Source organism: Bradyrhizobium sp. ISRA464 (genome assembly GCF_029910095.1).
GTDB lineage: Bacteria > Pseudomonadota > Alphaproteobacteria > Rhizobiales > Xanthobacteraceae > Bradyrhizobium.
In genome coordinates this window covers 5,042,451-5,058,839 of record NZ_CP094526.1, presented here as the reverse complement: position 1 = coordinate 5,058,839, position 16,389 = coordinate 5,042,451, and the positions used below count along the sequence as shown (strand labels likewise).

The window sequence follows — 16,389 nt, the reverse complement described above, 5'->3', positions numbered from 1 at the left end:
CGCCGACAATTGCCAAGTGGATGCGGGAATGTCTTGGTACAGCAAGGTTTTCTGGTCAGAAGGTCTGTTTCTGCGACCGCATCATCTGCAGCAGAACGATCGCTACATCGAACATCTGCTGGAAAAGCGCGTTCGCTACACAACTCCTTACCCCTGGGGGTTCGCCCAGCTCGAGATCGATAGGGACCTTACCGAACAAAGCAAGTTCGCGCTGCGCAATGCGTCCGGCGTCATGCCGGACGGAACGCCGTTCGATATTCCTGCGGATAGCCCCATCCCGGAGGCGATCGAAGTGCCGGATTCGGCCGCAGGTCAGATCGTCTGGCTGATGATGCCAGTCGCAGCGCCAAACACCCGCGAGGTGGATGAGGACCGCACCGACAGTGCCAGTCGTTATGTTCGTACTTCGGAGACCTTCATCGACTCGACCTCGGCGTTGCGCATCGAGGAAGAGATCGACATCGCTTACCCCAGGCTGTCGTTCGAACTGCGCAAGACCAGCAAGCCCGGATACATGGGCCTTGGCATCGCGCGCATTCTGGAGGTGCGCGACAAGAATATCCTTTTCGACGATAAATTCGTGCCGCCGATGCTGGTCTGCGCCGCACATCCGATCATCGATGGCTGGCTCAACCGCATCATTGGCTGGGTCGAGACCAAGCTCGACGAGCTGGCGCGTTATGCGGTTGATCCGTCATCCGGTGGCGGTTTGCAGAGCGTCGACTATCTGGTGCTGCAAGTGCTGAATCGTACGATTCCTGTGCTGACCCATTTCCAGCGTTCGGGCAGCGTGCATCCCGAGCGGCTGTACGACGAATTGCTGAGGTTCGCGGGTGAACTTGCGACATTTGCCACGGCGGAACGGCGCGCGCGCAACTATCCAGCGTACGATCACGACGATCTCGAGAACGTCTTCACACCCCTGGTGAGCGACATCCAGGATTTCTTGAGCGCGCGGCTGGGTCGCCGGGCGATCCGCCTGGAGATCATCGAACGCGCACAGAACGCATTCGTATCGCCGATCCGCGATCGGGCGCTGTTCCGCAATGCGACCCTGGTGCTGGAGGTTGCCGCACGGCGGCCGCTCGTAGAGATTCAGAACGAGTTCCCGCACCTGTTCAAGGTCGGCCCGAACACAAAGATGAACGAGATCGTACACGCAAATCTGCCGGGGCTGACGCTGGTGCATTTGCCGACGCCGCCGCCGCACATCCGGGCCATCACGGATCACGTTTACTTCTATCTCGACCGCAAGTCGCCGCTATGGCCTGAGTTCAGCACCGCGGCCTCGATCGGGATGCACTTCTCCGGCGACTGGCCAGAGCTTGAGCTGTACCTTTGGGCTATCCTGGAAGACAGGCCATGAACGACAGGGACAAGCCGGTCAATCCTTTCGGTCGGGGTGAACGGACGATCATCCGTCCCAACCCCGGCGGGAAGTTGCCGCCGGCGCCGACCTCTCAGCCTCCTCCGGGCGAGGGACCTGCCGCACGTCCGGCCTATTCGCCATCGCCTTTGCCTTCTCCCGACGCGCCTGCGCCGCCCTCATCCTTTTCTCCTGTCCCGCAGGGCTCGAGCTACGCCGCCGCACCGATCAGCCATCCAACTGAGGAATGGATCTCGACACCCGCGCAAGCCCAGGCGCCGCATCCGATATTGCCGCCGGGACCGCCGTTGCGCGTTGACGATCTGGTCGCGCCAAACGCCAATCCGGTGATGCGCGCTGCGGGTCCGTTGCTGCAACTGCTTGGCCGGTTGCGGGTGGCGCTCATGCGTGCGTCATTCGCGAGCCTGATGGAGCAGGTCGCCGACGCTATCAAATTCTTCGAGAAGGATATCCGTTCAGCGGGCATTTCCGAGCACCAGGCCAACACAGCGAAATACATCCTGTGCGCCACGGCCGACGACATCGTGCAACACATCCCGACCGAGGAGCGCCACGTCTGGACGCAATACTCGATGCTGAGCCGGTTCTTCGGCGAGCGGATCGGCGGCGTCCGCTTCTTCGAGATCCTCGACCATCTGAAGGTTGATCCGTTGGTCAACTATCCGGTGCTCGAGCTTCAGCACGCCTGCCTTGCGCTCGGCTTCCAGGGCATTCACCGCACGTCGGCAGGCGGGCTTGCGAACCTGCAGGCGATCCAGCGCAACCTCTATGAAACGCTGCGCCGGGTCCGGCCCAAGGCGATTGGCGACCTGTCGCCCAACTGGCGCGGGCAGGCCCTGGCTGGCCGCCGGCAGCGTTTGCGTATTCCAGTCTGGCTGGTGGCGGCCATCGTCGCCGCGCTGCTGACCGGGTCCTATTTCGTCCTGCGGACACTCCTCGCCGGCCGGTCAGAGAATGCTGCCCAGGTGGCGCTCGCGCTCCATCCGGGCGACCCGATCGAGCTCAAGCGCCGGGTCGCTGCGCCACCGCCACCGCCCCCACCGCCGCCGCCACCGGACCGCATTACCCAGTTGCAGCGCATCCGCAACGCGCTCGCGAAAGAGAACACCGCCTGTGCCATGACGGCGGACCAGACCGCGAGCTTCATTGTGATCAGGGTCTGTGACTTGGCGTTGTTTGCATCGGGCCAGGCCACCATCCTCGATGGCTTCAAGCCGGTCGCGGCCCGCGTCGCGGCAACACTCGACAAGGAGCCGGGACGAATCCGGGTCGTCGGCCATACCGACAGTTCGCCGATCCACACAGTGCGCTTCCCTTCGAACTTCGAGTTGTCGGTCGAGCGCGCCAAGGCGGTTGCAGCCGCACTGAAGCCGGGCTTGACCGATAGTTCGCGCGTCGACGTCGAGGGCAAGGGAGCCGATGCGCCAATCGCGAGCAATACGACACCTGAGGGACGCGCCAAGAACCGGCGCGTCGAGATCTTTATCGAACGCAGTGAATAGGCAGATACCGCCAGCTCATGCGGTTTGCGACAGGTACGCTTAGATGCTTGCCAAGGACATTCTCCGCATCGTTCTCTACGGCGTCGGGCTCAGCTCGCTTGGGGCGGTGATCTATTTCGCCGGTCCCTTCGTCGCGTTCGGCGACTGGCGGCCGCTGGAGAACCATATCGTCCGCGAGATCGCTATTCTGCTGCTCACCACGGCCGTGGCGGGCATCGTGGGCCTCAATCTGTTCAAGCGGCGCAAGAATGCCAAAGAGATTGCCGACGGCATCAGCGGTGCGGATCAGCCCGTCAGTGATGAGCCGGTGCTCAAGGAGCGCATGAAGGATGCGCTCGCAACGCTGAAGACTGCAAGCGGCAACAAGTCGGGCTATCTCTACGATCTGCCTTGGTACGTCATCATCGGTCCGCCCGGCGCCGGCAAGACCACGGCGCTGGTCAATTCCGGGCTCAAATTTCCGCTCGCGCGCGGGGCGACGCCAGCGGCGATCGCGGGGGTCGGCGGTACCCGCTACTGCGATTGGTGGTTTACCGAGGAAGCCGTGCTGATCGATACTGCCGGCCGTTACACGACCCAGGATTCCAACACCAAGGCCGACAAGGACAGCTGGCTGGCATTCCTTGACATCCTGAAGAAAAGCCGGTCGCGCCAGCCGATCAATGGAGTCCTCGTCGCCATCAGTATCGAAGACGTGCTGACGCTGCCGAAGCAGGAACTCGCGCTTCACGCCGATGCCATCAGGATGCGCCTGCTCGAGCTGTATCAAAGGCTCAAGGTCAGCTTCCCGGTCTACGCGCTATTTACCAAGGCCGATCTCGTTGCCGGCTTCACCGAATACTTCGCCTATCTCAGCGAGGCCGGCCGCCGCCAGGTCTGGGGCGCCACGTTCCAGACCGCCGACAAAACCCGGAATCTGGTGGGGCAGATCCCGGTCGAGTTCGACCGTCTGCTGGAGCGCCTGAGCGAGGAGACGCTCGACCGCCTGCAGGACGAGCCGACGCCGCAGCACCGCGTGCAATTGTTCGGCTTTCCGGCGCAGATGGCGCGGCTCAAGCCCCAGATCCACGATTTCCTCAACCAGATCTTCGAGCCGACGCGCTATCACGTGAATGCGAACCTGCGCGGGTTCTACTTTACGTCCGGCACACAGCAAGGCACGCCGATCGACCAGCTGATCGGGTCGCTGGCGCGTACGTTCGGCGCCGAGGAGGTTGGCTCCGGATCCTATTCTGGCACGGGCAAGAGCTACTTCCTCGCTGATCTGATCTCCAAGGTCATCATCGGCGAGGCCGACTGGGTCTCGACCGACCGTGCCGCAGTGCGCCGTGCACTGATCCTGAAAACCGCAGCGCTGTCGTTGATCGGCCTGGTCTCGATCGGACTGATCACGGCGTGGCTGACGAGCTACAAGCGCAACTCCGATCTGATCGAGCAGAGCCTGCAGGCGGATAGCGAGTACGCGGTCGCCGGAGCGCCACTCATCAAGCAGACGCTGATCGCCGATCATGATCTCGACAAGGTGCTGCCGCTGCTCTACCGGCTGCGCAACGCCCCGGCGGGGTACGGATCGCGCAACGAGCCGGTGCCATTGTCGGCGCGCTACGGGCTCAGCCAGCACGCCCGGCTGCTATCGCCCTCGAAGGCAGCCTATCATGCGGCGCTCGAGCGCATGTTCCGGCCACGTCTGCTGTATCGGCTGGAGGAGCAGCTTAATGCGCGCATCAACGAACCTGCCTTCGTCTACGAGGCGCTGAAGGTCTATCTGATGCTCGGTGGCCTGCAGTCGCCGGACCGTGAGCTGATCCGCTCCTGGATGCAGCGTGACTGGGCGGACAATCTCTATCCCGGCGCGACCAACGCGGAAGGGAGGCGTCTGCTCGACGAAAACCTCGTGGCGATGTTCGACCTCGAGACCGAGCAGCCGCCGCTGGTCGAACTCGACGGCCGATTGATCAAGCAGGCCCAGAATTCCTTGGCGCGCCTGAGTGTGTCGCAGCGTGCCTACGAGTTTTTGAAATCGGAAGCGCGTACATCGACTGCTGGCGACTGGATCGCCGGCCGCCGCGGGGGCCCCGACATGGCCGTGGTGTTCGAAACCACGACAGGGCAGTCTTTGGACGCCGTGCGGGTGCCTGAGTTCTTCACGTATAACGGCTTCCATCAGAAGTTCATCGCCCGGCTGCCCGGATTGTCGGAGCGCATGAAGCGGGAGCGTTGGGTCTTGGGCGATGCCGGTCAGCAGTCGGCCATCGACCAGCAGTACGACAGTCTGGCCGGCGATCTGCTCAACATCTATTCCAACGAGTTCGTGACGACCTGGCGAGCGGCACTTGGCAGCCTGCGCCTGAAGAAGCTGCTCGCCGACAAGCCGAAATACGAGGTGCTGAGGGCGCTTTCGGCGCCGACCTCGCCGATGCGGCAAATCCTGGAATCGGTGCGCGACGAGACGATGCTGACAAAGGAAAGGGCGAAGTCCGCTACCGCCGCAGCGCCCGCCGCGGCCGCCGCCGCGCCGGCGCCGGCACTCTTCGGCAATGCCCAGGACGGACCGCTCGGGGCGACGATCGAGGCACAGTTCAAACCCTACCATGCGGTGCTCGAAGGCGAGAGTACCCGCCGGCCGATCGACTCGACCATCGCCAATCTGAACGACATCGCGCAGAACCTGACGCTGATCATCGAGAATCCGCAACTGACCGCGCAGGCGACCGCTGCGCTTCAGACCCAGGTCGCAGCGCTTCGCAACAATGCCTCGCGCATGCCGCCGCCATTTTCCGACATGCTGCGGGCGGCTGCCGGGGAGTTCGAAGGCAGTATCGCGGCCTCGACCGCCGGACAGATCCTGCAGTCGCTGCGCGATCAGGTCACGCCGGTCTGCCAACAGACGGTGACCAACCGCTATCCGTTTGTCCGCAGCAGCAGCCAGGAGGTCCCGCTCGCGGACTTCGCGAAATTGTTCAGTCCGAACGGCGTTATGGACAAGTTCTTCAGCCAGTACCTGGCACCCTACGCCGACACGTCGCGGTCGAACTGGGTCTGGCGAAAAGAGAGCCCCGTCGGCCGGTCGTTCTCGCCGGACACGCTCAAACAGTTCCAGAATGCGGCGTATATCCGCGATGCCTTCTTCCAGACGGGCGGCGGCGTGCCGGCGGTGTCATTCGCGATCCGGCCGCCTGGGGCAGGCGAGCCAGGCGTGACCGTCAAGACTGAGATCGGCGGCACCACTATTACGAGCCCCACCACTCCGGGACCGGCCGCTTCGTCCTTTTTCGGCGGTCCGCAACCTGCGCCACCGCCACAGCCACAGAGCAACGCGCCGACGACCGTCCTATGGCCGGGCCCATCGCCGCGGACGGCGATTTCAGTCAGCAACGACACCGGTCCGCCGTCCGTGCTGGAGCGCATCGGTCCCTGGTCGTTGTTCCGGATGCTGGAAGCGGGCTCGTTGGTGACGAAGGCGGAAACCGCCAGCGCGACTTTCATCGTCGCCGGGCGCGAGCTCAACTATCACATTTCGACCGGTTCGTTGCGCAATCCGCTGAATCTGTCAGTGCTCCGCGAGTTTCGTTGCCCGACCGGGATATGACCATGCGCTGCGGTTTATTCGGCAAGATCGGCGTGAAGCGCGATTTCATCGCGATCGCGACCCCGCGCAGCTTCCTCGAAGCCTGGGAGCCGTGGATGCAGGCTGCGCTGTCGGCAAGCCGCCACCAGCTTGGCCCAGGCTGGCAGCAGGCCTTCCTGACCGCGCCAGTCTGGCGGTTCTGGCTCGGCGCCGCGATCTGCGGCACCACGGTGGCTGGTGCAATCATGCCCTCGCTCGACGGGGTAGGGGGATACTATCCACTGACGCTGCACGCGGTAACGGGCGATGACGCCTCGCTGCCGCCTCCGAACATTGATCCGCAGGACGAATGGTTCGGGCAAGCGGAGACATTCCTGCTCTCGACCCTGGATCGGGCCGCAACCTTCGAGCAGATCTCCGATGCACTCGATCGTCTCGCGGTGCCGCGACTGCAGGCGACCGTCGCCGACGGTCCGCCGATCACGTCGCTGGGCGCCGCGACAATGGGAAGGGCTTCCGCGGTCGACGCATTCGCCGGGTCGTTTGCCGCACTTTGCGCCGCCAACCCACCGGTCTACGCCGCGGCCAGCTTCTGGTGGACCGCCGGAGGGGAAGGCTTTCCGTCAATGGCGCTGTGTTGCCGCGGATTGCCGGATCCGTTTCACTATTCCACGCTGATGACCGGCGATCTCGACCGTGCAGCATCCAAGTCGGGATGACGCGCGATGGTACACATCCCATCCTCGTTCGATGTCGGTAGCGTCACCCATGCCGGACGGGTGCGGGCGCGGAACGAGGACTCATGTCTGGTCCGAACCGATGTCGGCCTGTGGGCGGTCGCCGACGGTATGGGCGGTCATGAGGCGGGCGATCTCGCCAGTCGCATCGTAGTGGAGTCGCTCGATGCGATCGGCACGCCGGAGTCAGCGGCAGACCTGCTGGCGGAATGCGAGGAGCGACTGTTCAGCGCGAACCAGCAGATATTGGCGCTTAGCCATGAACGACAGGGTGCCACCGTCGGTACCACAGCGGCGGTTCTGCTCGTGCGCGACGGCTATTATGCCTGCATATGGGCGGGCGACAGTCGAGTCTATCTGATCAACCGCGGCCGCATCAACCAGGTGTCGCATGATCACAGCGAACTGGAGGAACTGATCGCCGAAGGCGCGCTGTCGCGTGAAGACGTGAAGGATTGGCCGAACAATGCCATTACCCGGGCTGTCGGCGTCGCCGATGATCCGGAGTTCGAGGTGGTGACAGGCCCGGCCGAGCCGGAGGACATCTTCGTGATCTGCAGCGATGGCCTGACCAAGCACTTGCAGGATGACGAGATCCTGCAGCACGCGGTCACGCGGCGCGCCCAAGCGGCTTGCGATGACATGCTCGCTCTGGCTCTTGATCGCGGCGGGCTCGACAACGTGACGATCGTGATCGTGCGGCTGCTGACGCCGCGATCCTCGGAGCCGACACGATCGCCGCTCAATCGGGAGTCGCAACAATGACCTCGAACGATCCGTTCCGATCGTCCTACCACGGCGTGCCGCCCGGCACCCGGCTCAATGGCATCTACGAGATCGAAGCGATGATCGGCGCGGGCGGCATGGGTGAGGTCTACAAGTGCCGCGAGATCCAAACCGGATCGCCGGTTGCCGTGAAAATGCTGCTGCCCGACATGATCGACAACGAGGCGGCGCTGGCGCTATTCCGTCGGGAGGCCGCAGCGCTTCACAATCTTCCGCACGACGCGATCGTTCGCTACTTCCTGTTTACCGTGGAGCCGGTGCTGCAGCGACCGTACCTCGCGATGGAGTTCGTGAACGGCCGCTCGCTCTCGAACATGCTCGACGAAGGACCGTTGACCTTCGAGGCACTGATCAAGCTGAAGCAGCGCGTCGCATCGGGTCTGGAGGCTGCCCATGAGCACGGCATCATCCATCGCGACGTTTCCCCGGACAACATCATCGTGCCGCTCGACGATGTCAGGCGGGCCAAGATCATAGACTTCGGTATCGCCCGGTCGACTCAGATGGGTGACAAGACCATCATTGGCTCGGGCTTCGCCGGCAAGGACAACTACGCATCGCCGGAGCAGGTAGGGTTGCACGGCAATGAGGTCACCGCGAAATCCGATGTCTACAGCCTGGGTCTCGTGCTGTTCCATGCGCTGACCGGACAGAAGCTCGACATGGGCGGCAGCCAGTTTCAACTGGTGGAGAAGCGCCGGCGTGTGCCCGATCTCGGTGCGGTGGACATGCGCATCCGGCCTTTACTGGAGCAGATGCTCCAGCCTGATCCGACATTGCGTCCGACCATGGCGGAGGTCGCCAACTGGGTGCCGACCGGTTCGGCTCAGACACCCTCCACGCCATTGTACGGCTTCGATCCGCTGCGGCGACCTGAAAGCGCGGCGCCGGCGCCGCAGGACAGGATTCCATCAACCGCGCAGAGTCCGCGCAGCTTCTGGCTGGGTGCGGGCGTGGCGGCGGTGCTGGTCCTGTTCGGTGGGGGTGGATATGCCTTCTACAAGCTGGTCTGGTCGGCGCCCGGCGTGGCGGCCTTGCCGCCACCTCCGAAACTCGCCGGGACAATGTCGCCGCCAAAAGTCGAACCTGCTGGATCGCAACCTGGACGCCAGGAGCCAGTGAAGCTATCCGCGCAGCCCACGGTGGCACCGACTCCGGCACTCGATGGGCCGGGGCGAGCCGAGCGCATCCGCAAATATGTGGCTCAATACTCGGGCGGTGACTGCTTCTTCGTCCTTCCGGTTGCCGTGAGTCAAAACGCCGCCATCATCGAAGGCTTCGGCGCCTCGACCGCCCCGTTCGAGACCTTCGACAAGGCGTTCCGGCGTGAGCAGGGATTCGAGGCCTCGGTCGGCGTCAGGCAGGTGACCCAGGCGCAATGCCCGGCCGTACAGTTCTTGAGTCAGGTCGGCAGCGATCAGGCGCGAGCGCCCCGCATCACTTTATCGGCGACAGAGCTGAAGGCCGGCGAAACCCTCAACGGCACTATCGAGAACTTCGCCAATCGCGTGGTGGAGTTGCTTATGGTGTCTGATCGCGGCGAGGTTCAGAGCCTGTCTTATCTTCTGAAGCCCGGCATCGACTCGCTTTCGTTTACGCTTCCGACAGCGCGCGCGAGTGGTCCGCAACTGCTGTTGGTCGTAGCGACCCCGCAGGTCTTGGACTCGTTGCGCCAGCCGCGACCGACGGCCGCCGACACGTTCTTCCTGCAGGCGCTGAGCGAGGCTCAGCGCAACAAGATGACAATCACCGCGGCTGCACGCTACGTGCTGCTCACGAACTGATCGGCACGCTCAGAACTTTCCGATCACCAGGATCTTCAGATCGGCATCCGGCTTGAAGTCGTTTGCCGTATATTCAAGCGTGCTTCCGGGGGAGGATGGCTTGAGCCGCCCGGGGCAGAAGCTCACCAAGCGGTCGCTGCCGCCTGGGTCGATGGTCAGCTTGAACGACCGGATCGGCCCGGCCCAATTCGCGCCGGTCTTGAGCACGTACGATATGCGCCGCTCCTGCAGCTTCGCGGTGTTGGCCTGGCTGTTGCCTGCGCGCTTGTCGAGCTCGGCGAGGAGCGCATCCTGGACGCAATACTCTTTCCGGTAACGCGCGACCTCCTGACTGAGAGCGCTGCTACGGCGCAGGCTCGAGCGCAGGATGGTGTCAGGGCTGGAGCCGACGCTCGGCCGATACTGGTGTTCGACCGTGACGGTTCGCGTGGGCGGAAACACCTGCTGGCGCACAGCCGAGGTCTTCGTGACCCAGCCCGGCGCATATTGCTGGCGACCGTTGTCGCTCATGCCGGCAGGCATAAGCAGCCCGTCGTCTACGAGTCGGGTTCGGATCGCCGCGGGCAGGTCGGCAGCCCGGATCTCGCGGCCACCGATCGGCAGTAGCGGCAGCTTGAGCTCACGGAGCAGGGCACTGACATCCTTGTTGCCAACCATGGCGCGCTGATCGATGGTCAGCGGCGCCGGGCTGCCGTCGATTTTGGTCTCGAAGTCGACGAAGTTGACCGGATCGTTTGACGGCAGCGCAATGTTCTCCGCCTCCGACAGGTCGATGTCGGGCAGCGGAAAGGCAACAGTCAACGTCACCGGCTTGGTGGTGACGTTCGAGAATTGGTAGCGAACACTGATCCTGTCGAGCGCGATACGAAGGTCCTCGCTCGCCATGGCCACGTCATTGGTGCGAACGAACTGGAGCCCGCCGATCGACAACTCCGCAGCCGAGTCGTTGGCCCGTGCCGGCCAGCTGGTCGCGACCAATAGCGCGACCATCAAGGTCCGCGTTCGGAACGACGGCGAGTTGGCCGGTTCGTCCACCATGCTAGTCTCCATGTGGCGTCGCAACATATGCCGGTTCCATCCGGTGTGGGTCAATCGATCGCCTGATAAAGATCGCCCCATTCGGACTTCCAGACCCCATCAGGATCGCACACCACGATCGCGAGCTTTACGTCGTTGGCCAGCCGGATCGCGCCGCGAAAGGCGTCCTGGGCCGGCAATTGGGCGCTGACCTGGTCAGTGGTCAGCCGTCCCCCACTCGCGGCGGCCGGCAACACGACCGACCCGGAGGCGCCATCGCTGTCACGTTTCAGGACCAGCGTGATAGCGTCGGGTTGGATTTCATTGACCTGCTCAAATCTATTCCTGGCCATGATTTTGCACCGCAAGCTGACGAGGTTCGGACGATCACCGTCCAGTGATAGAATTGAACGCGATTGAAATTTCTCGCCACTAATTGACGCGCCGCATTACCGGCATCTCGGATTAGTCGGTCCGACACGGCAATCGGTTCGGGGTATGTTGAGGTGAACATGCTTCGTCGAACTCATTGGATCTGGATCTGGATATTCATCGTTGGCGCAGCTTTTTTCGCCGTGAGGGCGCATGCCGAAGATACCGTCGTACGCAGCTTTGCCGGCGGTTCTGCTGCTTCCATGGTCGGTATCATTCCGGCCAGCGTGGACGTGGAACTCGGAGGCCCGCAGGCGCTCACTGCTGACGGGCAGGGCAACTTGTTTGTGCTCGATCAGATCAACGGCCGGATTCTCCAGTTCAATCCCAAACAGCCGAATTCTGATCCTGACGTCCTCAAGATGCCGAAGGACGTCCAGCCGACCGATCTCGTTGTCCACAATGACGACATCATGGTTTGGGACGGCGGCGTGCGGACGCTGAAGGCGGCGCCAGGACAGTCCACGCGCGGACTCGGTGGCGACGTGATCCAGCTTGAGGAGGTCTCGAGCCGTGGTGCGGACGATCGGGTCGCTGTCTCGGCTTTCGCCCAGATGGGATCGCAGGCGCCCGACAGCGCGACGGACTTGCTTGATCGGAACACCCGCGCGGCCATCATCAAGACGACGCGGCAACCCGACCGGCAATATGTCGCTTCCCGAAGCAAGGGCTCGGTGATCGCCGACATCATTCCGGACAAGGGCAACGCCAGCGTGCGGATCGAGATCCAAACCATGGTAACCAACGAGATTATTGCACAGCTCGGCCTGCGCGTGCGCAACCAGCTCGGCACCGTGGAGTTTCTCGAGATAGACAACAGCGACCGCTTCTACGTGTTGGCCGAGGACATTCCCCCATCGGGGAAGAACGCCTCCACATTCGTCGCGCGTTATGCCGCGAACGGGCGTCTCGAGGGAATCTACGAACTGCCTTTGGAAAATACTCCGCTGACCAGGCGCTTCGTCACGGTCTCGGGCGATGGCGACGTCTATTTCCTGCGGACCAAGCCGGACGGTATCGAAGTGGTTGGCGTCGGCTTCCGTCCCCTGGGTAAAGTTTCGGCTATCGACGTGCGGCCGTCGCGAACGGCAGCCACGCCGGCGGAGAAGCCCGACGTGAAGTTCAACGCGACGGCCGCGGTGCGGCCGTCCAATCGTCAGCAGACGATCGAGACCGCGTTTGCATTCGAAGGCCTTCAGTGGAAGCTGACGCAGGCGAACTACGGCAGCGATCCGGACAGCCAGTGCAGCGGTTTCAACCGGATTCGCCGACCGTGGTACCTCCAGGGCAAGGTGAACCAGGAGGTGCGCGGCGTACCCTATTGCTGGGGCTGCCACGGTTCGCTCGCGAACTTCCGGCAGCGGATCGAGAACGGGACGCTGGCTGGAAATGTCTGCACGCGCAACGCGCCGCGCCCGGATGTGGCAGGCGTCGATTGTTCGGCATTCGTCAGCGCCGCGTGGGGACTCTCCGTCCACTACACGACCGCCGCCATCCCCGCGATCGCAGCGCCCGTGGCAAATCCCTGGGACCTGAAGCCTGGCGATGCGCTGAACAAGCCGGGCTCACACGTGATGTTGTTCCTGCGGTTCACACCTGATCGCAAGGCGGAGGTAATGGAATCCTCGACGGGCGGCTGCAACGGCCGCGTCTGCCGCAACGTCTATCCGTTGGCAAGCCTGCTCGCGCGCGGCTACGTTCCGGTCCGCTTTCGCGCCTTTGCGGATGATCAGACGACGGTTTCAGCGAGCGCCTATCAAGAGACCGAAGCGCCGGCGGGCCGTAAAACGGCAAGTAAGAGGCGCTGAACCACCTTTGTCGTTGGCGCTACAGAATGGGTAGGCATGATGTCGAGGTGGGTCACGATGCGGATGCCCAGAGGACTTGATTGCGGGATCGGGCGGCTATGCGCCACTATCGGGCTCGCCGCGTTCATCTGCCTGACAATCCCACAGGCGCACGCGGCAGGAGGCCTGTCGATCAGCAATCCAGACGGTGCGGCCGTGCGCGCGCTCGTGATAGGCATCGACGACTATCAGCACGTGCGCAAACTGAAGGGCGCGGTCGCCGACGCTACCGACATCGTGACCAGCTTGAAGTCCATGGGTGTTGGCGATGTCGTCGAGCTGACCAACGCCCAAGCCGACAGAGCAAGCGTCCTCCGTGAGATCAGCGCACTGGTGGAGCGGACAAAGAACAACGACCTCATCCTTCTGTCGATCGCCGGTCATGGCAGCCAGGAGCCGGAGCGCGTCAAGGGCTCGGAACCGGATGGGATGGAGAATGTGTTCCTGCTGCCGGGCTTCGAAACCACGCCAAGCGGGTCCGTTGAGCGCATTCTGGGCAGCGAGTTCAATCATTTCATCCGGCAGTTCGAACTCCGCGGTGCCAAGGTGATCTTCGTGGCCGACACCTGCCACGGCGGCGGAATGGTGCGCGATATCGATCCGCGTGCCGCGGAGATGAGCTTCCGGCAGGTGCCGCGCTACACGTTGCTGGTCGACGAACTGAAGCCGGTATCAGACAGCAACGATCCGAAGTCCGAGTTCGATTTCGACCACACCGCGTTCCTGGCAGCGGTTGATCGCTACACCAAGGCGCCGGAAGTGCGGATTCCTGGCATCGATGGTCTGCGCGGGGCTCTGAGCTATGCGGTCGCGCGGGCGATGGAAGGCAGCGCGGACATCAATCACGATGGGAAGGTGACGCTCAAGGAGCTCTTCAGCAATGTTCGGCAGGTGGTGTATCAGCTCTCAGACCAGCGCCAGAACATCGTGACGATATCATCGCCGGGGCAGACGCCGGAAACCGACGTCGCCTTCGAACTGACGCGCGGTGTGGTGCTGATCCAAGGGCCGGCCGCCAGAACGGCCTCGGGCCAGGCCGGAGCGGTGACGCCCGTCGAGGGACAGGCGCCGGCGCCGTCGGCTGTCACGGCCAAGGCACCCACCATTCCGACTCTTGCCGCTGCGACCAAGGCAGCTCCGACCAGCCCCGTGCCGACGCGCTTCCCCCTCGCGGCGCCGATTCGACTGGCAGCGCTCGACGGCAAGATGGATTATTTTGCGAGCGTGACGCCAAAGGACGTCACCGTGCAGGCTGTTCAACCGACGGACAATCCCGACCTGATCTGGGACCCTGTATCCCACGATGTGATCGCCTGGGGTGATGTGGTCGCCTATGGGGTAGACCTTGCCGGTTTGCCGACGGTGGTTGACCGGACTGCAGCAATCCGTGAACTCAAGCGCATGGCGACCCGGTCGCCGCAGATGATGCGTATTTGGCCGGACGATCGACAGCAGCGCGCCGGCCAGACGATCGAAGTTGACCTGTCCGATGTGGCATCAAGGGCGGTCCTGCTGTTCAATGTGTCCGGCGATGGTACCATCCAGATGTTGTATCCGGTGGGTTCGGATGCGCCGCTGGCCCGATCGGAAAGCCTGCGGTTGCCACTCAGGGTGGGCGAGCCGTTCGGTGCGGAGCAGGTTGTTGCAGTGACCTCGCAGCAGCGCATGGTCGATCTTGAGACGGTCCTGATGCAGCTCAATCGGCGCCCTGCCTCGGGGCAGGTGATCAAGAGCCTCGAGCGTTACTTGCCTGCGGATGCACGGATTGCCTCGATCGGCTTCTTTAGCGCTCCCTGACTTTTGGGGAGAAGCAGGCTATGCCGACATCGCAGCCGATCCGCCACGAGCGATCTTGGCTCGCATTCCTGCTGCTGGTGGGAAGCGGGGCTGCATCCGCAGCGCCACTGCCATCGGCATCGCTGCACGTGAACACGACGAACGCACCATGGCTTTGGCCAGTACAGGCAGCACGCGGGCAGACCAATGCGGCAAGTGTGTCCCTTGAGATCCTGCCGAGTCAGACTGTCAGCGTTGGCGGCAAGGTTTCGTTCGGTGTGACCGCCAGGAAGCCAGGATATCTCATCCTGGTGGATGTCGATGCGGAAGGGCGGATGTCCCAGATCTTTCCGACTCCCGAGCTGTTGGAGCAGTCGGACGGGCGCGACATCAATCTCGTCAAGCCTGGGGTCGAATTCGTTGTTCCGACCCCGGCGGCGCGACAGCGTGGGTTTGAATATGTCGTCGCACCGCCGACCGGGTCCGCGGTGATGGTGGCGATCCTGAGCGAACGGCGTGTGCAATTGCTCGATTTGCCCGACTTGCCCCGCAAGCTGCAAGGGCAGGCCGAAGCGTTGAGTTTTCTATCGGCCTGGACCAGTGAGCTGCGTGTGCCGGACAGCGGAAAGCTGGTGACGAACAATTGGTCGTTCGACGTCAAGTCCTATTCCATCAAGTGACCCCCGTGAGGCTACAGCTTGCTCAGACGGCTGAAGAAGCCACCCCGGGCGATCATGTAATGAATGTCCTTCGGAAAGGGAAAAGCGTCGCGAACGTTGGAAATCGCTTGCTGGAGAAATTCCCCGTGCTGTGGCGCCGGCTTATGGTGCAGCCGGGGTTGGTCGGCGACCTGCGGAATCATGAACCGATCCACGAAAGCCGGGTCCGGATCGTTGACCCTGACCATCTGGCCGAACGCCGGAAACAAATCGTAGTGACCCAGGCTTACGTTGAGGTTCTTGAGGGCAGGGCGCTGTGGCTGAGCCCGATTGCCATCGATCGTCGCCAGCCCGCGTCCGATCAGGTCGAGCTTTACGGATTGCGGCAGAGTTGACGGGCCGTACACGATCTCGAGCGCGCGGCCGCTCTGTCCCGACAGCCACTGGTACCAGAACGTCGCATCGTCGGGCTGCGCTCTGGCGCCGTAGAGGCAGTCAAATCCCCAGCATGCCGTCAGGTTCGACTGATACTTTCCGAGGCTCCCGACGAGATTGCGCATCGCGTTGCCGCCGCCGGAGTGGCACGCGATGATGAGCTTGCCTATCTGGAGCTGAGGAATGGAAGTGGAGGAGGCGCCCAGGAAGCTTGCAAGAGCCCCGAGGATCTCATCGAGGTAGCGTTCGCCCCATTTCGGGCTTGCGAGGTCCTTGACGCTGTAGTTTCCGACAAAGCTGTCGCCGACGGCATATTCGTAGCCCAGGAATGGTGCGATGAGCACCACGTCCTTGCCGGAATCGCGGACTTGTTCGCGCAATCGCGCGGGATCGTTGTGGAACAGGAATTCATGGTCTTTGACGTAGAAGCCGTGCAGCCAGATCACGACATCGAACTTG

At 63.0% G+C, this 16,389-nt stretch carries 12 protein-coding genes; 9 read left to right on the top strand and 3 right to left on the bottom strand.

The genetic code is table 11. From position 1 onward, the window contains the following. The first annotated feature begins 28 nt into the window (after nucleotides 1-28). The 6 genes from tssK to MTX19_RS23835 are packed head-to-tail and all read left to right on the top strand — an operon-like array spanning nucleotide 29 to nucleotide 9,764. Nucleotides 29-1,366, top strand: a complete 1,338-nt coding sequence (gene tssK / locus MTX19_RS23860; RefSeq protein ID WP_280978142.1) for a type VI secretion system baseplate subunit TssK — start codon at nucleotides 29-31, stop codon at nucleotides 1,364-1,366. Continuing rightward, the gene (gene tssL / locus MTX19_RS23855; protein ID WP_280979566.1) at nucleotides 1,363-2,889 is read left to right on the top strand and encodes a type VI secretion system protein TssL, long form; all 1,527 of its coding nucleotides are present in this window, start codon (nucleotides 1,363-1,365) and stop codon (nucleotides 2,887-2,889) included. Before tssK ends, tssL begins: the two co-directional genes overlap by 4 nt. Before the next feature lie 43 nt (nucleotides 2,890-2,932). Then, entirely contained in the window at nucleotides 2,933-6,478 is a 3,546-nt protein-coding gene (tssM, locus tag MTX19_RS23850) for a type VI secretion system membrane subunit TssM (RefSeq protein WP_280985495.1), read from the top strand. Further along, nucleotides 6,475-7,176 carry a type VI secretion system-associated protein TagF gene (tagF, locus tag MTX19_RS23845; protein ID WP_348638199.1) on the top strand — a complete coding sequence of 234 codons (702 nt, stop codon included), beginning with the start codon at nucleotides 6,475-6,477 and terminating at the stop codon, nucleotides 7,174-7,176. The genes tssM and tagF overlap by 4 nt, the downstream gene beginning before the upstream one ends. A 6-nt stretch (nucleotides 7,177-7,182) precedes the next feature. Beyond that, complete coding sequence (locus MTX19_RS23840) at nucleotides 7,183-7,959, top strand: protein phosphatase 2C domain-containing protein (RefSeq protein WP_280979564.1); 777 nt, start codon at nucleotides 7,183-7,185, stop codon at nucleotides 7,957-7,959. After that, entirely contained in the window at nucleotides 7,956-9,764 is a 1,809-nt protein-coding gene (locus tag MTX19_RS23835) for a serine/threonine-protein kinase (protein ID WP_280985494.1), read from the top strand. Before MTX19_RS23840 ends, MTX19_RS23835 begins: the two co-directional genes overlap by 4 nt. A gap of 9 nt (nucleotides 9,765-9,773) precedes the next feature. On the opposite strand, the gene MTX19_RS23830 is transcribed toward MTX19_RS23835, so the two are convergent. After that, nucleotides 9,774-10,754, bottom strand: coding sequence for a DUF4424 domain-containing protein (locus MTX19_RS23830; RefSeq protein ID WP_348638317.1), 981 nt, complete (start codon nucleotides 10,752-10,754; stop codon nucleotides 9,774-9,776). A 98-nt stretch (nucleotides 10,755-10,852) separates the two neighbouring features. After that, nucleotides 10,853-11,134, bottom strand: a complete 282-nt coding sequence (locus MTX19_RS23825; protein ID WP_280972225.1) for a hypothetical protein — start codon at nucleotides 11,132-11,134, stop codon at nucleotides 10,853-10,855. Between the two features lie 159 nt (nucleotides 11,135-11,293). On the opposite strand from MTX19_RS23825, the gene MTX19_RS23820 reads away from it, so the two are divergent. From MTX19_RS23820 to MTX19_RS23810, 3 genes are read left to right on the top strand one after another with little or no spacing between them, the layout of a single operon-like run. Then, complete coding sequence (locus MTX19_RS23820; RefSeq protein WP_280985493.1) at nucleotides 11,294-13,021, top strand: hypothetical protein; 1,728 nt, start codon at nucleotides 11,294-11,296, stop codon at nucleotides 13,019-13,021. 57 nt (nucleotides 13,022-13,078) lie between these two features. After that, a complete protein-coding gene (locus MTX19_RS23815) occupies nucleotides 13,079-14,857 on the top strand; it encodes a caspase family protein (RefSeq protein WP_280979560.1) in 1,779 nt (592 codons plus the stop codon). Between the two features lie 20 nt (nucleotides 14,858-14,877). Beyond that, on the top strand, nucleotides 14,878-15,516 hold the full coding sequence (locus tag MTX19_RS23810) for a DUF4384 domain-containing protein (protein WP_280979559.1): 639 nt from the start codon (nucleotides 14,878-14,880) through the stop codon (nucleotides 15,514-15,516). An 11-nt stretch (nucleotides 15,517-15,527) separates the two neighbouring features. On the opposite strand, the gene MTX19_RS23805 is transcribed toward MTX19_RS23810, so the two are convergent. After that, a complete protein-coding gene (locus MTX19_RS23805; protein ID WP_280979558.1) occupies nucleotides 15,528-16,376 on the bottom strand; it encodes a hypothetical protein in 849 nt (282 codons plus the stop codon). Nucleotides 16,377-16,389 lie beyond the last annotated feature (13 nt).